Here is a 21,939-nt window from a genome sequence, read left to right as displayed (position 1 = left end):
TCTGCGCGAGTTGATTGATGGGTGCGATCTACTTAGAATTGATTAACGGGCTCATCCCGGCTGCAATGGGATACCGTGAGGATCGAGACGCTGCCATTTTGTCTGTATAAGCGTGGGTTTAGGCACTTCTTGCGAGCCTCGGCCTCGACCGTCAAACCTGCAATTAACGGTTGTATGTACGGCCTCAGCCAGACGCTCCACTTCATCGGCTCGGGGGCCTACTGCTGCTTACGGCAGAGGTGTGGGTGAGGACGCCAAGCCTCAATCAGGCTTGGCGCATGACACTACCGAAACCAACCAGCGGGCTTTCGGCGATTACCTGCCGTCCGCGAGAGCGGAGGCTTACGTCCGCTTTCCGGCAACGACGATGTCGTCTCGTACGGCCGAGTTGGGTCGGGATCTGCCGGTCCGCTCTACGACCGAGTTGGGTGGATTGTTGCCGGTCTGCTTTAGGGACGTGTGATTGAGGAAGCAGACCTTCGCGCAAAATGGAGAAGTCGACTGCTTCGCGCCATCTCGGTAATCCAAGAAGCCGGAGTCGACCCTCAATGACGGACGCCCAACGTGGCGGCTGCGGCGGCCCTCCGCATAAGGGAACAACGCTCTCACGCTGATCAAGCGCTGAGGAACTTGGCCTCGCACTTCTCTAGAGAACGCCGGGGCCAGTCAGTTGCCCCCGTTGCATCCCGCCAGAGCCGGAGCCGTCGCAGTCACGGTCACCATGCCGGCACCACAATAAGGTTGGCTCCCTAGCGAATTTTGCATTTTTCTCAACCTGAGATAGTTTGTAAACCTATAGCCTGCTATATAGGGTGCAGATAGTAATCTAGTTGCGTGCTGTAGCCTCAATGATTGAGACTCAAGGAAGATTTCTTTTAGAGAACGGCATCGAAGCACTCTGCGTTGCCCGGATCTCACCAAGCTCAGTTTTCGAAATAATAAGACGCGGCGGAATGCTGCCGGTTCGACGCGGCATGAAGGCGACTTGCTACCTTGACGCGGTCGGGGTCGTGCCTGGGCTGATTGGTGAGGTGAGCCCCGCCGGGTTCACTATGCTTGTCGAAGCAAGTGGAGAGCGTCAGACCAGGATTGAGGATCGACTGACGTGGCTCCGTGCCCGCGCCGGCGACACGACCGACCAGCGAAGTAATCCTCGGATCGTACCGGCTCAGAGGGCTGTCAACGTAAGGCTTCCGAACAGCCAGACGATTGTTGCTGAGATCCTTGATCTTTCGATGTCTGGCGCAGCACTCGCTACGAGCGAACGCCCTGATCTTGGGTCGGCCGTCACGGTGGGGAAGCGGTTCGCTACGGTTGTACGACAAACCGCGGATGGGATCGCCGTTCAGTTCAAACTCCCCTTCAGCCCGATCACTTTCAACGAACATGTGGTGCTGTGATGGGGCAACCGGTGATCGAGACGAAGGAAGGCTACATCCTGCTCGTGACGGACCGATTAGACCGTGGCGAGGCAGTGGCCGAGGCCCTTGGGATCGCCATGGACGTGCGCGTGACAGGGCCGGATTTCTACAACCAGGATCACGGCGACCTCTCAGGGGACGTCTGCGAGGGCGTTGTCACGGACATCGCCTTCAATCGTGAGGCCTCAGTCAAGTCCCTACGTCAAATCCTGCGCAACAAGGGCATGCGCGAGGCGCCGCTTATGAGCATGCTGCGCAAGGTCGACGGCAGCGAAGGCGAGAATAACTTCATGCGCGCCAAGGCCGTCGGCGCCAAGATCTGCCTCTCGGCGGCAACGCCGCCGCGCAAACTCGCGGCGGCGGTCGTGAACACGACGCATCCCGATCAAAGCATCGTAGATCGGATCGTCAACCGCGGGCTCGCCAAGTCCGGCTTGGCAGTGGGCGCCATCCTGAAAGTCGTCGATGCGGGCGGCGCCATCGACCTGCCGACCGTCGACGCGGGCGTTGATCCCGTCATCAACGCCATTCGGCATGGCGGCCTCGCACGCTGGCTCGACAGCGTCTGGGTCCACGACGACACCACCTACCAGCATTCCCTCCAGGTCGCGGGACTGGCCGCCGCCGTGGCGATGAACCTGCACTTCCCGAAGGCCGACCAGCAGCGCTTTATTCGCGCCGCACTGATGCACGACCTCGGTAAGGGGCGCATCCCGCTGAAGATCCTGAACAAGCCAGGCAAGCTCGACGACGGCGAATGGGCCGTGATGCGTACCCATGCCAAGATCGGCCATGACATCCTCGTCCGCGGCGGCGTGACGGACGAACTCACGCTCAACACGGCCCTCCACCACCATGAGATGCTCGACGGCACCGGCTATCCCGACCGGCTGCGCGGCGACGGGATAGCCGATCCCGTCCGTCTCATGACGATCTGTGACATCTACGCGGCCCTCATCGAGAAGCGCCCGTACAAGGACGCCAAGAGCCCCGAGGAAGCCTTCGGTATCCTCTACAGCATGGGTGACAAGCTCGAACGCTCGATGGTGGACGCTCTCGCCAGGGCGGTCCTCAAACCCGAGGAGCGGGAGGCTGCCTGAAGATTGTCCACAATCTGAGGGGTAATCCCCTGCCGTAAGCAGCGCTGATGCGTCTACACGCCGAGCGGCTCGCCCAAGCTCTCATGCGTAATGACGATCAGATCGACTGGTTGGTGTGGCACGTCGAGGTTGCAGTTCCGCTGGCGAAAACGGATGCAGCTCTGTTGGTAGCCCGCGTCGGCTATTCAAACGTCGGCAGAACGTGCGTCTCGGATGGTGGTTGCGGCGATGCATGCGTGTCCTGTGTGGATGGCTCCCGCATTGCAAGTGACGAATTGAGCTTCTGACGCGTTGGTCGGGTGCAGTCTTGTGTCCGGCCTGTTGATGCAGTCGTTCATGTGACCGCTGGCCCTGATGGTATCCGCGAGCTGGGTCCCACTCTGCTTTGCGGGCTATGATGCCCTGGACATTCAGCGGGGTGTCCCGGCTCCCGGTCTGACCGGTTCGCCATCAACTCTCATCGTCCTCGCAACCTGGAAAAGTGCTCCGCTTCCTGCGGTCAGGCGGCCGTGGCCGCGGGTGCGCGGTAGGTGCCGCCGCGGGTCATGATCGCCCAGGCGACCCGCGCCGTGCGATTGGCCGCTGCCACGGTCACGACACGCACTGGCTTACGCTGAAGCAGCGCCGGCAACCGTGGGTCGACCGACGTCGGCGTCGCCTTCGCACGCCGGATCAGAGAGGTCATGCCGACCACGAGCAGGCGGCGCAGATAACGGTCGCCCATGCGCGAGATCCGGCCCAGGCGCTCCTTGCCGCCGCTGCAGTTCTGCAGCGGTGTCAGGCCCAACGAGGCCGCGAACTGCCGACCGGAGCGGAAGCGCACGGGCTCGCTCACCGAGACGGCCAGCGCTGTCGCCGAGACGATACCGACACCGGGGATCGTCGCCAGGCGCTGCGACAGGTCGTTTTCCCGATGCCAGGCCAGCAACTCCTTCTCCAGCCGGGTGAGCTGGATCTGCACGGCGCCGATCTGATCGGCCAGCCCGGTCACCACGCGCTGGGCCAGTGGCGGCACCTCGGCTGCGTCTCCGGCCGAGAGCCGGGCTGCCAGTTCGAGCGCGTGCCGCAGGCCCCGCGCCATCTCGATCCCGAACTCGGCGAGCAGGCCGCGGATCATGTTCACCAACTGCGTGCGTTGCTTGACCAGCAGGTCGCGCGTCCGGTGCAGCGCCAGCGCCGCCTGCTGCTCGGTCGACTTCACCGGCACGAAGCGCATGCTCGGGCGCGTCACCGCCTCGCAGATGGCAGCGGCATCGTTCGCATCGGTTTTACCGCGCTTCACATACGGCTTCACGTAAGCGGGCGGCATCAGCCGAACCTCATGGCCGAGCTTCGTCAGTTCCCGGGCCCAGTGATGGGACGTGCCGCACGCCTCTATGCCGACCAGGCATCGAGGCAGCTTGGCGAAGAACGGCACGACCTGCGCCCGCCGCAGCGCCTTGCGAACGACGACGTGCCCAGCTGCATCAACGGCGTGAACCTGGAAAATGCTCTTGGCCAGATCGATGCCGACGGTGGTGATCTCCATGGGGATGGCTCCTGCATCTGCGTGGCTGCTGCTTCGACAGCAACCACATCTTGGCACCGAGATGCCGTCAGTTGGAGCGGGAGCCATCCACCCCATCTGCTTTGGCACATCGCGCTACTAACCCAGCCAAATGGCTTTCGGCGATTTCTTGTCGTCCGCGTGAGAGGGGGGCTTACGTCCGCTTCTCGGGCATGAGGATGTCGTCTCGCACCGCTGAGTTGGGTCGGGTCCTGACCGTCCGCACGACCGGGTCGGGTGGATTGTTGCCGGTCCGGTTTTGAACGGCGATTCGTAAGAAGCAGACGTCCCACCGCGAAGCGATGATTGACGGGTTTGCGCCCATCTCAGCTGTTCGGCGGCGTCTGCCGAAGACCAAAGCTGGTCGTAACCCCTATCCAGATAAGTGATAAGACAGTGGAATTTCTCAGGGTATGGATCGGCGTCGGAGCATGCACTTTGCAGAGTCGTCTCTAACTACCTGATAGAACGAGCAGATCCAATTTTTATGTGAGATCAGAATCAAGACCGATCGTTCTCCACCCCTGAACTAGCTTTGGTCGAACTTTCAGCTACGAGATTAACCAAGTCTTCAGTGACGTTCAAAGCATCTCCGCCCCGGCGCGTCGTAGCCCCAGCCGATCAGCTTGAGCGGCAGGCGCCAGCGTTGAATATCGCCGGGCTTCAATGGATCATTTCTGGGCCGGTCATCAGCCCAACGAGACGAGCAAGCGCCATGAGATCGGCATCACCAAGCTGCTCATCATCTACCTGCCATAAACCGAGGTCATCGCAAGTCGGCACGACCTTCCAGCCCATCGCGCGGAGAGCGTTAGCGGCTTCTTGAATGGGTTCGTCGTTCACGGTGCCTCCGTACAGTGCAACGATGCAATCGGATCACAAGGGTCGACCGAAAGCTCGCCTTAAGACAGCAGAAAATCCATGTAGCGCCGACCTGCAAAGTCGAAGGAGAACTGCGTCAGGTGGGCCTTCAGCTCAACGGGCGGGAGCGGACGGGGATCGTCAAGTGTCTCCTTCATTGCGTTGGCCAGCATCTCGACATCGCCCACCGGAACCAGGCGACCGTACAGGCCCCCTCCAAGAACCTCGTTCGGCCCATGCCGGCAATCGGTGCTGACGACAGGTGTCCCGGCTGCCAGCGCCTCGACCAGGACGCCTCCTAAGCCTTCCGACAGCGACGAGAGGACGAACACGTCCGCAACGTGGATCAGCGGTAGGGGATTGGAGACAAAACCGGCGAACTCGACATGATGGACGATGCCAAGCTCCCCTGCGAGGGCTTCGAGTTCCGCACGCGCATCACCCTCGCCCAGGATGACCAAGGTCGCCGGTATGCTGCGGCGGAGCAGAGCGAAGGCTCGCAGCAGTGTCGGGTAATCCTTGACCGGATGGAGCCTGCCCGCCGCGACGATCATCGGATGTCGGCATAGGGGTCGCGCAGCCATAGAAGGTTCGTGAAGCCGCGTCGCGAAATCCGGTAAGATGACCGGGTTGTAGACGAGGCCGATAGGGGGACCGCCTTTGCCGATTAGTCGCCGGAGCTGCCCTTCCACGCCTCGCGACACCGCGATAAGGTGATCAGCATAGCGATAGACGATCGACAGAAGAATCAGCCACGCCCATCGACGAGGGTCTCGCCATACCGTCGCAGCCCCGGTTAAGGCGTTGTCCTGCCGGACAACGAGACGATGACGATGCGACCCGCGCGCACGCGCCATGCAGGCGACGGCACTGGCGTTCTCGACGGAACTGATGACGACCCGTGGGCGAGCCTTACGAAGATACCGCTCATACCGCTTCAGGCTTAGCAAGACACGCTTGGCGTCGAGGCTCACCAGCCGCGCACCGATCGGAATGCTGTCGCCCAAAGAGCCAACGCGCTTGCAGACGACGACGTCGACTTTGAGATGCTGCGCGAGGAAATATCGTGCTAAGATCAGCTGTATTCGTTCTGCGCCGCCACCGGTCAGGGTCGGCATGAACAGCGCCACGTCGGTTGCGCCTGCGTGCGCAGTGGCATCGCCCGTCAGGTAGCCTTCAGCCATACTCAGCTACTCATGCCCGGCGGTGAACGAATCGTGGATCCCGCATAGGCCTTCTTGTTGCGGTCCAAGCGCCACCATACGCCAGTGACGTAGGACACGACGACGGCAGAAGCGGGTCCGAGGAGGCCGAGAAACGGGGTCGCCGACAGCGTGACGGCAACGGACAGCACGAGCACGAGCAAGGCGCTGAACAAAGTGTTTCGGTCCTCGTGGCGTGTGTAGAGGCCGATGCCCTCGACCTCGTACGCCATGCGCACCAAAAATCCCAAAAGCAGGACGAGCAAGACGAATCTTTGGCTGCTGAAAATTGGGCGGGGATAGAGCACGAGGCCTACGTAGGCGAGACACGCAGTCACGAGGCCGAGCGCCAAACTAGCAACCGCTGCCTCGACCCGAAGCGCGCCGAGCAGCCTCCGTTGCTCCTCGGGGTTGGGTCGCGACATGATGATCGCGGGTTGCTGCACCTGGAGCAGGCTCGTGCTGATGACGTTACTGAGCGCATTGGCAAACGACCAGAACAGGAAGTAGACGCCGGCCAGTTCCAGGCCGAGCATCGCTCCCACGAGATAGCGATCGAGATATTGGCTACCAGTGTTCGTCATCTCGTTGAGGTATAAGGTTCGTGACCGCCCTATGAGGCAGGCGAGGGCCTTCGTGTCGCGGAATTGTGCATAGGCAACATGCCATGGCCAATTGCGGCAGTCCCAGACGAAGCAGGCTAGCGCGACGCCGGCACCGGCCAGCCAGAAGGTCAACAGGACCGTGAGGGTGCGCATCCCGGGAATATAGTAGGCCAATCCTGTGTAGCAGACGATCCATGCCGCCGTACGAATGACGAGCAGACGATTAGCAAACTCTGGCCGCTGACGATGGTTGAGAATTACGAGAATGTCGCCATTCAAGTGCTCAATAAAAATCAGAATGCCGACGAGAAGAACCAGATGTGGCAGCAAATATTGACATATCAAGGGGAACGACATCGCTATGACGGCGAGGTATGTTACCGTGAGAAACGCCCAGTATGGGGCGAAGTCCGCTAGCAGGTCGGTCAGACTCTGATCGACGGAGTTCCTGCCAAGAGTGCCAAGGACACCTTGGCCGATGAGGATAGGAACGACGACGACGGCACCCGTCATCAACCCGTAGATCCCCAACGTTTCAAGATCGAGAAAATGGGCGATGAATAGGGTCAAGCCGAACTTCGAAGCGATCGCCCCGGCCCTAAGGACTAGGATTACCGCTCCCGTCCTGAGCCGGCCGAGAAAGGCCGGTTCACGAACCGGTAGAAGGCGTAACACGCCGATCATCGACTCTCCGCCTGACTTCCAACAATGTCTGCGGCCGCGGCGATCGCCTTTACGCGATGGCCATTCGCGGCGAGTGACTGCATGAGAATGAAATATCGTCTTTCCATATCCTGGATGTCCGCGACCTGCTCCCATCGACGAAACGCGGCCGTTCGCATCCCCATTAGCGTCTCGCGATCCAGTCCGGACAGGACGTCATGAAGTTCGCCGGCCGACGCCGGATCGAACAGGAAGCCAGATACGCCGTCCTCGACGAGGGTCGCGAGGCCGCCGATGCGGCTCGCAACGACCGGCGTCCCGAAACTCATCGCCTCGGCCGCCACAAGCCCATACCCCTCCCAGCGGGAGGGAACGACCACCGCGTCGGCATGGGCATAATAGGGCGCAAGATCCTGTGGGCGAAGCCAATCGATGTAAGTGATGTTGGACAGTCTTTCGAGCTTGACCGGATCGGTCACCGCACGTCCGACGACCGTCAGCGAGATCGGGAGAAACGGTGCATTAGTGAGAGCCGTTACGAGCAGATCGATCCCCTTCTGTCGGTCGAGGCGACCGACAAATAGAAGATTGATGGTGCCATCAAGGCTTGGATAGGGGTTTGGGCATGGAGCGCCGTCGGGCCGCGGCGTCCCATTTGGAACAAGATGTAGCCGACGGGTAGGGAGACCGAACCGTATTGCGGCGTGATACTCAGCTTCACTGATGCAGACGATCGCTGAAGATAGGCGGGCGAGCACGCGCTCAACTCCCGCGAAGATTCGTGCGCGTTGCGCAGAAACGGACATCGTGAACGCCCAACCATGGGCGCAGTAAATGACTACGGGTCTGTACCACGGCCAGAAGAGGGCCAATACGATCCTGCCTGCCAGCCCCGCAAACGAGCTATGCAGTATGACGAACGACGGCCTTAGCTTCAGCAATAGCCCGGCAAGGCAGAGTGTGAAAGCAACGAACGAACGAACGCTCCTCAATCGTCTCTCGAAGACGTGCGTGACGATTCCCGTCCCGGCATATTCGGCGGCATGGTTCCGTGGGACAAGGACGTGGACACTACCCTCGCCCAGACGCCCGATCTGCTTCTGACCCAGGCCGATAACGACCGAGTTTACTCCCCCGATTCCCGTCTCCGCGGCATGGAGGATCTCGATGGGGCGGAGCGGTTCGCCGCCGCTGTGCCTGGGCATCGTTATGTCGCCTGAAATTCGCCTATAGCGTACTGGCTTATAGGCTAAAGCAGGCGGTTACACGATTTAGATAAGCTCGGTATAGACTACTGAAGCGCACGTGTATTTCTATATGCGATTTCATCTAGAAGTTGTATTGTTGTACCAAGTCTCGATGAGCAGGACTCATGTGGGGTAGCGTCGGCATCTCGGTCGTGATTCTTTCCTTGGGGTTGGAGTCTGAGGAGGATGCGATGGCTGCTCCGGTGCCGCTGCGATCGGACTTCGATGCCGAAGCCTTGCGCAGTCTGGCCAAGGGTTTGCGTGAACCGGCGCAGACCCGCCGCCTGTTGGCGCTGTCGGTGATCGCCGCGGGTGGTCTGCGCTCGGAGGCGGCCGAGATCGGCGGGGTCGGGTTGCAAACGGTGCGCGACTCGGTCGTGGCCTTCAACGCCGATGGACCGGACGGGCTGGTCGACGGCAAGGCCCCCGGGGCCCGGCCGCGCCTGAACGCCGACCAGCGCGATGTCCTCAAGGCGCTGGTCGACCAGGGACCGACGCCGGCCGCACACGGTGTGGTACGCTGGCGATTGTGCGATCTGGCCCAAATCCTGTCCGAGGATCACGGCGTGTCGGTCTCCGAGCAGACCTTGAGCCGGGTCTTGCGAGCCATGGGCTACCGCAAGCCCTCGGCCCGCCCGCGCCATCACGCCCAGGATCCGGACGCCGCGGCCGTTTTTAAAAAGACTTCCCCGACCGTCTGGCGGACATCGCGCAGGCCGTCGGCGGCAAGCCGATAGAGGTCTGGTTCTGCGACGAGGCTCGTGTCGGCCAAAAGAACTCCCTGACCCGGCGCTGGGCCAAGCGTGGAACGCGACCCGCAGCACCCAAGGATCAGCGCACGGCCTCGGCCTACATCTTCGGAGCGATCTGCCCGGCCCGGGGCGTCGGCGCAGGCTTGGTCATGCCCCGCTGCACCACGTCAGCCATGGCTCATCACCTCGAAGAAATCGCAACGACCATCGCTCCTGGCGCCCACGCCGTGCTCCTGCTCGACCAGGCCGGCTGGCACACCACCAGGAAGCTGCCGGTTCCCGACAACATCACCCTCCTGCCCCTGCCGGCGCGCTCACCCGAACTCAACCCGGTCGAGAACCTCTGGCAGTTCCTTCGCGACAACTGGCTCGGAAACCGGGTCTACCCATCCTACGACGACATCATCGATCATTGCTGTAACGCCTGGAAAAAGCTCATCGCCCAACCCTGGCGCATCATGTCCATCGGTTTGCGCCAATGGGCCCATGGGTTCTGATCAATGAGAGTTGGTATTAATCCTATGTCGGCGCGTGGTCGGCCAATGCCCGCAGACTGGATTTGATGGGCCTCGCTCGCTTGGTGCCGGCGTTCGCCGATCCTCTGGATGCGTGGTGGATCGGTTCCACGAGTTGATCCGGCATGCAATTGAGCGGCTCAGGAACAGACCACGCGTCCACGCACGTCAGGCGGGACGGCGACGCTTTGCCGACGATACGTCCCCGGCGCGGCTTGCGGGCGATGGGACCATCACCTTCGGAGTGCGGTCCCGTTCTGATCGTTGGACAACGGCTTGATCGGGACGAACTGCACGTTGGTCGAGAGCGAGAGCGTGGCCGAGGTATCGTCCTGCGGTGTTGATGGCAGCCTTTGGCCGAGATGTCCGATGATCGGGCCTGAAATGCCCCACCCCTGGATGACGAACCGTAAGGGTTCGTCCGGCATCTCCGTCGTCCAGGCCGCGATCTTACAGGCATTGTCCGGCCTGCAGAACATCAGGACCGTCGTACCCTTCGCCGTTTCCGGATCGAAGCGGGCGATCACGTTGCGCAGCGTGTGGCCGCGCAACGCCTGGGACAGCGTCCGGTAGGCCAGGAACGCGGGACGCAGGCGGCCCGTCCGGGTCACAAGACCGAACCGATCCTCCATCTCCCCGTCGTCGTCGCCGGTATCGACAAGACAGTACCAGTTCGTCAGGGCAATGTTCTCGACGATGTTCGTCAGGAACATGCGCGTCAGCCAACTGGCCTGGCGCGCCTCCGAGAGCCCCGAGCGATAAACCGAATCGCCCCATTCAGTATCAACAATGGGGATCTCGCGGGCGGACAGACCGGCTCTGATCTTGCGGAATACAGCGTAATCACGACTTACCGTCTCCGGCGTCTGTCCGAAACGATGGGTATGTAGGCTAACGGCATCCAGGCACCGCATCAGTCCGACATCCCTCAGGACTTCGTTCACCAACGGCTTCGTAGCGTCCCAGACCGTGGGCATCTCCGCAGCGGCCGGCCCGACCACAAAGGCATCGGGGACCACGCGCTTGATCGAATCGCACGTCGCACGAGCCAGACGCGTGTACTCCGTTGGGTTCGGCCGTGGCGGCCAGAAGCCTTCACCGTCCGGCTCGTTCCAGATTTCCCAAATCGGCCTGAGCGCTTTGAAATGGAGGGCTGCAGCTGCGGCCCAACGCCCGAAGGCAGTGATTTCGTCCGCGCTGCGCGGCGGCGCTACGACGGGTTCCTGGTCCCCTGAGTCGCGCGAGTCCAACGATCGCCCATGAAGTCGATTGGGCCGATGTAGTATGAACAGCGGCCGCAACCGGCGCTTCGAGAATTCGGTCGCCAACGCATCATAAGTCGACCAGTCGTAGCGGCCGGGCTCGGTCTCCGTCCAGGGCCAATTGAAATCGACCCGAACCACGGACGCTCCGATCCGTACCGCCAGATCAAGGTCCTCACGCCAACGCACCGTGCGCAGTGACTGGTCCGTGAGTTGGACCGCCAAGGTCGCGGCGACGTCCTGGGGGGCGGTGGCGACCTCTTCGGCACAGGCGGCCAGTGCAATGGACGCGGCCAGGATGCATCCCGATGCGGCCAGGGTCCACGCTCCAGGGCCTGTCCCGCGCCCTATGCCGGGAAGCTTCATACGGATTCCTGACGCGTGCCACTCCGACCGGCGTAGAGGCTTACGATCGCGATCAGAATCCAGGTTTCCGGCCGCCGAAAGGCATCGGTGCTAATACCCCCGACGAGGAGGGTAAGCGTAGACGACAGGATCGCAAGGTTGACGTAGAGTGCGAACGACCGGTCGGGCAACGACGAAGCTGACGCGGCGACCCGGTGCACGACTGTGATCCAGAAACCGAACCATATCAGCAGTCCAGGCATGCCGAGTTCGGCCCCGATCCGCCCGAAGACGTTGAACGAGGCCGGAAATTCCCCCTGGGTCTCGAAGAATCGTTCGATCTCGTAGCTGCTCCAGGCCCAGGACGGCAGAACATCGGGTACGTAGAAGCCGTATTGACCGAAACCGACGCCGATGAATGGATGCTCGGCGAAAATCGACAGTTGCGCGGTGAGGAGGGCAGATCGCGTGATTGTCGAGACGTCTTCATTGGCGACTGCCGTTGCACTGATCGTCGAGATCCAATGCGAGATGAAAAAGACATAGCAGACGATGCATGCGGCGAGCGCAATCGAAATCGATGCGGCAGGCAGGCGTAGTCGTCGGAGGCCCACCCAGAACGCGGTCTCGGCCGCGACGATGGTTGCCAGCATTAGGAATCCCGTACGCGACTGGCTCAGCAGCAGAAGAACGAGGCCTGCCACGGACGCTAAATGTGCAAGGGCCCGGCCGTGTTCGCCGATTCGGGCGAACGTCAACCGCGATCCGAGCAGGAGCCAGGGCAACGCCGTCGCGGTGAAGTAGGCCAGATCCGGAGCCTCAAATGTGATGCTCGTCAGTCGGCCGATGACTCGGCCCTGTTCGGTCTCCACCGTGTGAAACAACGCAGTCGTCGCTATATAGACCGGCGTCATGGCCGGCGACACCCACGTCAGGAGTTCTGGGACTGCGAAGACCGCGCACAAGAGGACACCCCAACTCAGGGGACGAAGAAACGCGGTTTGGACGCAGTGCCGATCGCCTAAGATATGCGCCGCGACGATAGATACGGCGATGCCGAAACCTATAACCATCGACGACGTCAGAAATTTCCCGCCGCCGGATCGAACTCCCAGTGCGGCTGTCGCGATCAATTCGATGTTGAGTGCAGCATCCACAACGATCCAGGTTGTCAGGAACGCGATGAAGACGAGCAAGACACGGGGCAACGTCACACTCGCCAGCCGTCCATAGAAGCACATCACCACGAGGACGAGAAGTAGGACGTAGACACTCGCCGAGCCCTTCAGTTCACCAAGCGCGTCCAGCCCGGTCAACCCTGTGATCGGGAGCAGGAGTATCGCCAGGGCGAAGAGCGTGATCGCGATCCGCGACCGACGCGTCGCCTTCGTGATAGGGTTCACAGACCGCCGTCCGTTCGGCAAGGATGACGCCCTTTTTCCATCCTCTGCCAATAAAGTTTCGAGGCGCGGGCCCAGACGCTGGCCGGCATGACCATGGTCGCGAGCGTGCGGCATACACCGAGGAATGCCGCCATGCGCCGCCAATCTAAGTAACGCAGCTGTGCTCGTAGACGAGACCGCAATTGTGCTCCACGATTACGAATGCTCAGTCCGCTCGTCGTCTTCTCGTAGACGATGAGGACAGTATCGAGACACGCAATAACGCCGTACTTGGCGTAGCGCCGGGCGAACTCATAATCCTCGGCATGTGGATAATGCCGCGAGTACAGCCCGAGCTGTGCAAGAGATCGCGCTCGCAGGAAAAACGTTGGATGCTTGAAGGCGGCATTGTCCCAAAGCTTCTGCTGGACGGCCTCGGCATCGCCTGGCGTGCCTTCGGTGAACAAGTATCGATTATCCTCGTCGACAATTGTTGCCAGAGCCCCCAGGAGATCCACGTCGAGTTCCCGATCCATGAAAGCTTGTTGGGCAGCGATTCGCTCAGGCAGGCAGGTGTCGCCACAATCCATACGGGCGATATAGTCGTATTTTTTCTCCACAATATGGACTAACCCGCGATTGAGCGCGCCGACGATGCCTTCGTTGCGGTCTAGGCGTATGACGGTGACATCCGTGCCACCGCACAGGCCCTCGACGGGCGGATGCGATCCATCGTCGACAACGACGATGTCGGCCGACACGGTCTGGGCCCGCAGCGATTCGAGTGTTCTTCGAAGAGCCTTGGGATCCGGATTGTAAAGCGGCATCAGGAAGGCGGTCCGGGTCGTCATGCGCATATCGATCCTCGGAACGCGATCCCGTACGGAACCTGCCTGTCGACGCGCGTGTACCGTGTCGCAACCCATGCGCCACCTACGAATAGGCCGGCCAAGGCGGCGGCCGCGACGATGCTCGACCGTGGCACGGTCGGTCCCCTGGGCGTGTCCGCAGGACCGAGAAGACGCACGTCATAGGGACTTATCAAACTAACCTGATCGAGTTCGGCTGCGCGGCGGAGGGCTACCTGGAGGACGGTCCCGTCCGCCTTCGCGATCCTTTCGAGCTGGCGTACCTCGACCGACGCCGCGGAGGTCGCCAACACCGTTCGCTTCAGTTCCTCGGCGCGGACGGAGAGCGCCCCGGCGACGGCGCGGGCCCGGCCAGCCTCGTTGCGGATGGCTTCGGCGGTCCGGGTAAGCTCGCGTTGCAGAAGGGTACGGTTGCGTTTGCGTTGCTCAGATAACCGCATCACGTCCGGGTGACGTGGGCCGAGCTTGGCCACCATCGCTCCCTCCTGACGTGCGAGCGACGCTTCCTGGACGCGAAGAGCTTCGATCCCTGGAAAGTCGGGAAATTGTACCGCGTCCAAACCGGAATCGGATCGAGACAGTCTGGCAAGGTAATCGCTCTGCGTCTGCAGATCCTGCGATCGCAGGCGCGCTTCCCCCAGAACCTTCGTCATTTCCTTTAGTTGCTGGTCGACCACGCTGCCGTCGGAGCCCCGCACGATCTGCAAGCGTCGCGAAGCCTCGACGATCCGGTCTTCATCGAGCTCGACGGCCTCTTGCAAGGCCGAAAGGCCGGATGTGACCTGGCGGCCCGCCTCAGCGAGCCTGCGAGACCGCGTCCTGCGGATATCCTCGATGTAGGCTGTCGTGATCGCGTCGGCGATCCGCTTCGCCATCGCGGGCTCGTTGCTCCGCGCCTGGACGACCACTACATAGCTGCCCGCTGCCCGCCGAACGGTAACGTCTTTGGCAAGCCGATCGAGCGCAGCCCTGAACGTAGGAGTGCGGCACGCCGATGTGATCGGGGGCGCAGCCTCGCATTGGAGCGTAGGAGTATCTTTGACCCGTACCGGGCCTCCGTTTTCGGTACTCCCCGGTAGGAAACGCAATGCTTGAGCCCAGAGTGACGGCGCCGCCGTCGCATAATGCGGATCGTGGTTCAATCCGATTGTATCGATCGCATAGCCAAGGACCGTGGAAGACTTGAGGACGCGGACCTGGCTATCCAGAAACGCGATCGCCATCCGGTTGTCTGCGATCGCCTTCGCTTCGAGCTCAGGGGAAGGCATCCGCAGCTGTCTCGGATCGATCCTGATCCGTACCTCCGAGCGGTAGTCCGCGGGCGATACCGCGACATACGCCATGGCCAGAAAGGCAGCCCCGAGGACGGACACTACCAGAATGCGGTAGCCGCCAAGGAACCTCTGTCCGATTTCCCCAAGCGAAACCTCGTCATTCGCGAGAGTGCCGCCTAAAACTTGATGCATCATTCCGGCGAAGACCCTGCTGTCCGCGATAGGCGCGGACCCGATTACTATTCCGTTCAACCTCGATGATAAATTGATGCTCGTCAGAGCGTTGTGGCCGGCCCACGATAAGCGGGCGATGCGATCGTGATGGGTCGACAATGGCTCGGGTCGCTTTGGACTCCCAGCCCTCGCCGCTCAGCGGCCTCGGGATTATTACCTTGATCGATGCCCCCCGGTCAGCGTTAAAGTGCGGATCGCCGCCTGACTCCCTCAAACAACATCGCTGATGCCGCGGCCAGTGCGATCCCGAGCACGCCCCCGGCTAGAACGATCAGCGTGGCCGAAGGTCCGGTCGGCTTGTTTGGGGGGAGGGGCGGCGAAATGATCCGAACGTTTCCCGTATCGACGCCCTGCTGTTCACCGATCTCACGGCTTCGCGCCAGGTAGCTCTCATACACGGTACGGCTGGCCTGTGCCTTCCGCTCGAGCTCCCGGAGCCGGACGAGCGATTGACTGACGTCGAGCGCCTGCGTTTTCAGACTCTGCAGAGAACGCGCCAGCGCTTGATCGTTGACGCGCGCGCGCTCGTACTCGCTACGGGCCGCCGCGGCGATCCTAGACAATTCTGCGTTGATTTGGCCGCGCAGGCGGTCGATTTGATTGCGCAGCGAAAGTGTATCAGGGTGGCGCGGACCGAGGCGGGCCGCGGCGTCCGCCTGCAGGCGATCGGCCTCCGCAAACTGGGTTCGCAAAGACGTGATGGTGGAGGACTTCACGCTCTCTGGAAGGTTGTCGGGCACGACGCCGGTTTTGGCGAGCGACTGGATCTGATCCGCGCGAGCCTTAAGCTCGCTGGTCTTCGTCTGGGCTGTGACAATCTGCAGATTGAGGGCACTCAACTCTTGAGCGCTCACGAGTTCGCCGCTGGCCCCGACCAACCGATTCTTGACCTTGAAGGCTTCGACCGCCTCCTCCGCCTGCTTAACCCGCGTGGCGAGATCGTCCAAACGGTCACGTACCTCCCCGCCGGCGCGGCGAGCGGTCTCGCGCCTGGCTAACGCCTCACCCTCAATATACGTCTTCGCCACCGCAAGCCCCAACGACGCGGCCTTGTCTGCATCATGGGCCGTGACCTGAAGCTGTATCACGAAGCCGCGGTCCAACCTCTGCGCACGCACCTTATCCTGAAGGCTCCTGAGCGCCACGGTCTCAAGAGGTTCCGCTTTTCCGTCGGAACCGAGGCGTCGTTTGATGAATGCGATTGCAGCCTGGATGGGGTTGCGTTCTGATCCGTCGAACTCTGGATCGTGCATCAGGTCCAGACGCGCAACCACTCTCTGAAGAACGCTGTCGGAAGTCAGAACTCGAAGCTGCGTCTCAACCAAAGCCGTCGTCATGTCCGCGGCTTGCCCCTGCGGCGTAAGATCTTCTGACGAAAAAATCTTTAATCCCCGCGGATCCTCAAGTATCTGTGTTTCACTCGTATAGTTGCGCGGAAAATACAGCGCGAAAGACGCAGCCAATGTTGCCCCCAGCACCATCGTCATCGCCAGCAGGAGTTTCCGCTTCTGCAGGACGTGCCAAACCGGAACGGTATCTTCGCGCAAACGGATAACCCTGGCCTGAACCGGCCAATCTTGGAAGCCGTTCGAAGCAGGCCTCGGCATCATCTTCCTCTCGGCCGGTTGTAAGACGGACAGACCCGACCGCACCTCGTATCGGCAAGTTCCTCACCACCAGTCCCTATTTGGGACAAAGTATGGCGTGAACCACCAGCGTATTAAGGGGCGAGCAACCGGCGTGCCACCATAGCTGCTTTGGTCAAACTACCTAGAATCCACGTGGGACTTTTGTAGCTCTGGAAGCCGTGGGCGGGGAGCGGGACGCCGACGGCGTCTCGGACGACTGGTCGGGACAGCAGGTGAAGCGGCAGATTAGCCCCCCTTCGCGGCGAACATACAGTCCAGCACCAGTGGCTCAATAATATGACGAACACCTGCTCGGCCACGATTCGGCTCACCATACTGGGTCGAAGCGGAGCAGATCGATACGGTCCCAGGGGGCCTGCGACACGGTATGCGCGAACGCGGATCAGGCCGGGGCGGTCGTCGGCGCCAGCGGTCGCGACGTGCAGATCCGGCACTTGGCCCGAGGACATGGCCTTGCGGCGGCTTCCGTGAGGCGCCGACCCTGCGCAGGCGCGCCGCGGCAGCTTGGCTAGATCCTTCTGGCACATTCGGCCGTCGCGGATCCCAGTTTCGTACGGACGGTCCCGCATCGTTCTTGCCGCCGGCAGAGAAGACGAGCCGTTGAGAGAGCTTGAGGCCTATAGGGTAAAGTTGTTGAAAGCCGAACCGGAACCCCATACCGATCCGCATCTCCCGAACGATGATGGCCAATTTTACGCGCGCCTGGACCAAGGTCTGGTTCGGCGCCGAGGCGATGCCGGCGACCCGGACGTGGCGGATTGAGCGGTCGACGCGCAGGTCTCATATCCGGGCTCCTTAACGTCTCAACCCTGCTGCGACGTCATGCACGAGCCTCGCCGGCCGGGTGAACCGCCCGCCCGTGTTCCGGTAATTAAGCAACGCAGACACAACTTCATGGCCAGGAGGTCCAACCAGCTTTCTCCACATATAGTTTTAAGATTTTCAATCCAAGTCGATTGCCTTTCTGTCTTATGACGCTGTAGCCAGCATAGCGACCTTGTTTGATGAATCGCCCGTTTAGAGCGAGGTTTCCATGGCTCGCGATCGTTAGGCTTCTCTTGACAAAAGTGGGGGCGGGCTTTCGACCGGGCATACGTATTTCATGCCTCTGATGTAGTGAACTTGAGGGACCGCTGCCTTCGAATGGCTATCAAGAGATTTAGAGATATAGTTCGAGGACCGTTCCGGCGTTGGCTCTAATAGGATGAACGAATATGCGATTTTGCCAGTTCGGCTAGTGATTTTTTGGGCGCGAAAATCCGGCCATTCAAATTATTCGAACACTGAGTGATATGTTGAATAGAAAAGAATTTTTGAAGGCGGCGTCACAATGAATCTTAAGTTAGGCGCTGCCTCCGGACGAGTACATTTAAAGTTTGGATTATGCCTATCTCGAACGTCCGTTCGTCAATGGCATACGGAACTCGTGGATACATTGAAGGCTATGGATGTTCACCCCAGCATTCATTGGACTGGTGTGTCCGAACCCTGCCCTCCCGGTCTGGAAAGTTTATTTGCTCTGGAGCGCGTTCTATGGCCTCGACCGAGACAGCGACCGAGCGTCCGGATCGCACCGGATCGCCTAGCTATGCCGGACTCGCACGGGCCGGAGAGCGTTCGGCTCGTGTTGCCCGGCGCGACCATGCCTTCTGAAAAGGGAACCATCTGGCGGATCCGGTTCGACGGACATCACGATGAGGCGTCCCTACTCCACGCCTTGCTTGAAGGCCGACCGCCGCTGGTTGAGGTCGTGGAAAACAACGAGGTCGTGCTGGCCCGGGGGATCGTTGCGTTGGACGCTGTGGCGACGCTTTGCGATGCCTACGAGGCCGTCGCCACGCGTCTCGTCCAGCTTGTCGCGATGGCGATCCGTGCACCTGATCGGCGTGCGCCCGCCGTTCCGATCACGGCGATCGGGTCTGGATCCCTGGGCGCTTATGCCTTGCGTCGGGTGGCTCGCTTGCTCGTTCGGCGCATGTACCGGCTTTGTGCCTATCCCGACCACTGGCGAACGGGATGGCGCTTCGCGCGCTCGGGCGAGACGGTTTGGGACAAGGGCACCCTCGACGGAGCCCCCTGGCGGGTCCTCACCGGCCCAGGCCATCATTTCTATGCCGACCCCTTCCCCTTTTCCTGGCAGGGCCAGTCTGCCTTGTTTGTTGAGGATTTCGATCACCATGTAGGCCGGGCGGTGATCTCAGCCTTCGCATTCGGCCCAGACGGACCGGTCGGGCCTGCGATCCCGGTCCTGGAGGAAAGCTTTCATCTCTCCTATCCCTTCGTCTTCGCGCACGCGGGAAACGTTTGGATGATCCCGGAAACCGCGGCGAACCGGACGGTGTCGCTGTATCGCGCTGACCCGTACCCCTGGCGTTGGGTCCGGGACCGGGACCTTCTCACCGATCTCGTGGCCAGCGACGCGACAGTGGTGAAGCATGGCGACCGATGGTGGATGTTTGCGACCCTTTACGACGGGACAGGCTCCTATTCAGATACGCTCGGTCTGTTCACCGCTTCCGACCTCTTCGGGCCTTGGATCGCCCATCCGCACAATCCCATCATCATTGATGCCGGTATGGCGCGGCCCGCGGGCTGCATGCGGATCCACGAAGGTCGGCTGTGGCGGCCCGCGCAGGACTGTACGCAGCGCTATGGAGGCGCCTTAGTCCTGGCCGAAGTCACCGAACTGAGCGAAAGCCATTTTGCTCAAATAATACGCCATCGCATCCAGCCTGGTCCGGATTGGACGGGGTCTCGGCTCCATACCATCAACTGCGCGGGCGGCATCGAGGCGATCGACGGCTCCGCCGTGTCGCTCAAGCTCTTTGGCCAAGCCTGATGTGCGCTACGAGCAAGGTGCCCGATCGTCCAGGTGGCACGGCCGGCGCCGGATGCCGTCTCGAGGACGCTCGTGACCAGCGGCCATGTGACGTGACGTCAGGGCGTGCCGGAATTCCTCCGCACCGGGAGCGAGCGTACCTGCATAGTTTCGCAACGGACTATCGGACATCGGGTGAGGATGGGGCCCATCGGACGACGGTCGTCAGTCTGATAGACCATCGCGGCCATGTCACGAGCCTACCGGGGCTACGCGCGGAGCCACAAGGACTTTTTCGACGACGGATAGATCCCGCGCCCACGTCATCGGGACCTCGTCGGCGTCGTCCGAGGCACGCAGACCCGGCCCCAAGGCAGGTGGGCATTGGCTCCTGGACAAGCCGCGAGTGCCGACTCGCAAGATGACGTCTATTGGAATGAGAGCATACACAAGAGCGGCAGATGCCACCTCGCTAGAAGAGAATGCCTAGCACAAAGGGTGAGAGCATTTTCATGCTCCAGGAATCAGAGAAAATGCTCTAGATTCTTGTTTGGAGTCTCCCACATCACCTATTACGTCGCCGCCTTGCGGAGAAAGGCTTTTACCGCATTGCTCATCAGCAACGACACTTGGTCAAACGCGAAGACCAGCGCCGCCATTGGCAATGTGACAACGGCCAGGCCTGTCATTAACACGAGCGCACCAAGCCCCAGGTTTGAATCCCAGGAATCTGTTCGTTTATCGTCAGGGTGCATCGAGCGCTCTAGCCTTTCGCCGGCCTCATGCGCTAAACGAAAGCGCACCTTATACCCGGCACTTCAAGCCTTGTTAACATGTCTTAACGATCTCTAAAACCCCAATCTATCGCCTTATAACGACACGGTCGGACTGACAAAAATTGCACTTTCATCAGTAGAAAATACTGAGTTTACTGGAATGGCCTCCAAGCCTGATCGTGTGAGCGTGCGGGCCGAGATGCCGAAGAGTCTCGGTCTCGACTGTTTGGACATGTCAATGGTATTGGTTCGGCTTCGATCAAAAACTAAGCGCATCTCCAAACACTTTATCCGCATCGTGCAGATCATGCAGATCATGCAGATCATCAACCAAAATCGTATTTCGCCTCGTGTACCATCACAGACCTAGCTTGGATTCGATCGATGATAATAACATTCATTGGAATTTTATTCCTTTTTATGTTAGAGGCTTTGCGATACATGAGTCCGCTGGTGGCACTGAGCATGGCAATTGCAATGATTTTTCTGTCTGCCATTTACAGAAAATGTTAAATAGTAATACTTGACGTGGGGTGATTCGTCTATACCTAAATGGCTTCTTGAACAAATCTCAGCGTGATGTATTTTGGTCGAGACTAGTTCAGTATGTAGATTGGCATTAAAGTTTGATCGCTCCTATAGCCCTGCTAAGTCATTACGGAATCGGCCCAAAAGCCATTGACGTGGGGTCGCGATCGGCCCCGATCGCGACCCCACCTAAAATTCAGATCTCCTCGTTCTACCAAGCAGTTAGGGGCATCTCTGCCAGGGTCATGGTTCAACACCGATCCGCACCGGAGGCTGCCGAAGGGGATTGATTAGGTTGGTCGAGCAGGGCGACCCCATCGAAATCGATGTCCCGAACCGACGCATCCACCTCGCGATCGGCGCCGCCGGACTGCAACGTCGGCGCGCAGCCCTTTAGGCCCGGGGATGGCAGCCGGTCCTGCCGCACAAGCGCAAGGTCATCACGGCCCTGCACGCCTAATCCGCTTTAACGAAGAGCGCCGACAAGGGGGGTGGTGCGGCAGGTACAGGGCTGGGCGCCTCGCGCACCAGCACCGGTGATCGTTCGAATGAGCGAAGCTGGAAGCCCTGTTGAACGGCCGCTTGCGAGAAGTGCAAACGTCAGTCGGTACGGCTGGCATGGGTCGGATGCGGAACGTCCGCTTATGGACGCAAGGCCGGGGTCCGCTTCCCACACGATGCGGACCTTCCGGGGGGGTACCAAGTGTTAGATTGCCCTGATTTTGTGGGTCGCCGCCATGTCGTGGATGGGCTCCCGGACGGGCGGTCATCGTACCGCCTCGACCGCCTCCCGGGCGTCGCGGTGGTCCTCCTTCGAGGCTTCGGGCGCATCCTGCAGCATGGGCGCCCGCGGAGCCCGGCACAGGCTGACGGAGATCGGGAAATGATCC

The 21,939-nt window shown here is 60.8% G+C and carries 15 protein-coding genes and 1 pseudogene; 5 read left to right on the top strand and 11 right to left on the bottom strand.

Annotation, left to right across the window (positions count from 1 at the left end; genetic code table 11):
• The first annotated feature begins 830 nt into the window (after nucleotides 1–830).
• Nucleotides 831–1,400 (top strand): PilZ domain-containing protein, encoded by a 570-nt coding sequence (locus MFF13_RS24435; protein ID WP_238273184.1) that lies wholly within the window; start codon nucleotides 831–833, stop codon nucleotides 1,398–1,400.
• A gap of 11 nt (nucleotides 1,401–1,411) precedes the next feature.
• Complete coding sequence (locus MFF13_RS24430) at nucleotides 1,412–2,521, top strand: HD-GYP domain-containing protein (protein WP_238273183.1); 1,110 nt, start codon at nucleotides 1,412–1,414, stop codon at nucleotides 2,519–2,521.
• Between the two features lie 499 nt (nucleotides 2,522–3,020).
• Here the strand turns inward: MFF13_RS24430 and MFF13_RS24425 are convergent, their stop codons facing one another.
• The 5 genes from MFF13_RS24425 to MFF13_RS24405 all read right to left on the bottom strand — a co-directional run bounded on the left by MFF13_RS24425 (nucleotide 3,021) and on the right by MFF13_RS24405 (nucleotide 8,603).
• Nucleotides 3,021–4,049, bottom strand: coding sequence for an IS110 family RNA-guided transposase (locus tag MFF13_RS24425; RefSeq protein WP_238273182.1), 1,029 nt, complete (start codon nucleotides 4,047–4,049; stop codon nucleotides 3,021–3,023).
• Between the two features lie 681 nt (nucleotides 4,050–4,730).
• Nucleotides 4,731–4,910: a hypothetical protein gene (locus MFF13_RS24420; protein ID WP_147751245.1), complete on the bottom strand. Its 180-nt coding sequence runs from the start codon at nucleotides 4,908–4,910 to the stop codon at nucleotides 4,731–4,733.
• 59 nt (nucleotides 4,911–4,969) lie between these two features.
• Nucleotides 4,970–6,112, bottom strand: coding sequence for a glycosyltransferase (locus MFF13_RS24415; protein WP_238273181.1), 1,143 nt, complete (start codon nucleotides 6,110–6,112; stop codon nucleotides 4,970–4,972).
• A gap of 2 nt (nucleotides 6,113–6,114) precedes the next feature.
• Nucleotides 6,115–7,305, bottom strand: coding sequence for an oligosaccharide flippase family protein (locus tag MFF13_RS24410; RefSeq protein WP_238273180.1), 1,191 nt, complete (start codon nucleotides 7,303–7,305; stop codon nucleotides 6,115–6,117).
• Between the two features lie 110 nt (nucleotides 7,306–7,415).
• Nucleotides 7,416–8,603, bottom strand: a complete 1,188-nt coding sequence (locus MFF13_RS24405; protein WP_238273179.1) for a glycosyltransferase — start codon at nucleotides 8,601–8,603, stop codon at nucleotides 7,416–7,418.
• A gap of 194 nt (nucleotides 8,604–8,797) precedes the next feature.
• Between MFF13_RS24405 and MFF13_RS24400 the strand changes: the two genes are divergently transcribed.
• Nucleotides 8,798–9,894 (top strand): IS630 family transposase gene (locus tag MFF13_RS24400; protein ID WP_238273185.1). Its coding sequence is split into 2 segments (ribosomal slippage): nucleotides 8,798–9,329 and nucleotides 9,329–9,894, totalling 1,098 coding nucleotides; the frame shifts between segments, so codons are not numbered across the junction.
• Nucleotides 9,895–10,145: 251 nt separating this feature from the next.
• Here the strand turns inward: MFF13_RS24400 and MFF13_RS24395 are convergent.
• From MFF13_RS24395 to MFF13_RS24375, 5 genes are all read right to left on the bottom strand, one after another.
• On the bottom strand, nucleotides 10,146–11,540 hold the full coding sequence (locus tag MFF13_RS24395) for a hypothetical protein (protein WP_238273178.1): 1,395 nt from the start codon (nucleotides 11,538–11,540) through the stop codon (nucleotides 10,146–10,148).
• Nucleotides 11,537–12,922 carry an O-antigen ligase family protein gene (locus MFF13_RS24390; RefSeq protein ID WP_238273177.1) on the bottom strand — a complete coding sequence of 462 codons (1,386 nt, stop codon included), beginning with the start codon at nucleotides 12,920–12,922 and terminating at the stop codon, nucleotides 11,537–11,539. The genes MFF13_RS24395 and MFF13_RS24390 overlap by 4 nt, the downstream gene beginning before the upstream one ends.
• Nucleotides 12,919–13,752, bottom strand: a complete 834-nt coding sequence (locus MFF13_RS24385) for a glycosyltransferase (RefSeq protein WP_238273176.1) — start codon at nucleotides 13,750–13,752, stop codon at nucleotides 12,919–12,921. The genes MFF13_RS24390 and MFF13_RS24385 overlap by 4 nt, the downstream gene beginning before the upstream one ends.
• A complete protein-coding gene (locus MFF13_RS24380) occupies nucleotides 13,749–15,239 on the bottom strand; it encodes a GumC family protein (RefSeq protein WP_238273175.1) in 1,491 nt (496 codons plus the stop codon). Before MFF13_RS24380 ends, MFF13_RS24385 begins: the two co-directional genes overlap by 4 nt.
• 221 nt (nucleotides 15,240–15,460) lie before the next feature.
• Nucleotides 15,461–16,825, bottom strand: a complete 1,365-nt coding sequence (locus MFF13_RS24375) for a GumC family protein (RefSeq protein WP_238273174.1) — start codon at nucleotides 16,823–16,825, stop codon at nucleotides 15,461–15,463.
• A 1,690-nt stretch (nucleotides 16,826–18,515) separates the two neighbouring features.
• On the opposite strand from MFF13_RS24375, the gene MFF13_RS24370 reads away from it, so the two are divergent.
• Nucleotides 18,516–19,766 carry a glucosamine inositolphosphorylceramide transferase family protein gene (locus MFF13_RS24370; protein WP_238273173.1) on the top strand — a complete coding sequence of 417 codons (1,251 nt, stop codon included), beginning with the start codon at nucleotides 18,516–18,518 and terminating at the stop codon, nucleotides 19,764–19,766.
• A gap of 551 nt (nucleotides 19,767–20,317) precedes the next feature.
• Here the strand turns inward: MFF13_RS24370 and MFF13_RS24365 are convergent.
• Entirely contained in the window at nucleotides 20,318–20,500 is a 183-nt protein-coding gene (locus MFF13_RS24365) for a hypothetical protein (protein WP_238273172.1), read from the bottom strand.
• Nucleotides 20,501–21,303: 803 nt separating this feature from the next.
• Between MFF13_RS24365 and MFF13_RS26600 the strand changes: the two are divergent.
• A pseudogene (locus MFF13_RS26600) lies at nucleotides 21,304–21,509 on the top strand (dihydroxy-acid dehydratase); the annotation flags it as partial.
• Nucleotides 21,510–21,939: the final 430 nt, after the last annotated feature.

Origin of the sequence: Methylobacterium cerastii, from assembly GCF_022179125.1 — a bacterium.
Classification (GTDB): Bacteria; Pseudomonadota; Alphaproteobacteria; order Rhizobiales; family Beijerinckiaceae; genus Methylobacterium; species Methylobacterium cerastii.
Note: the sequence above shows the minus strand (reverse complement) of the source record. Positions and strands in the feature narration are given on the sequence as shown.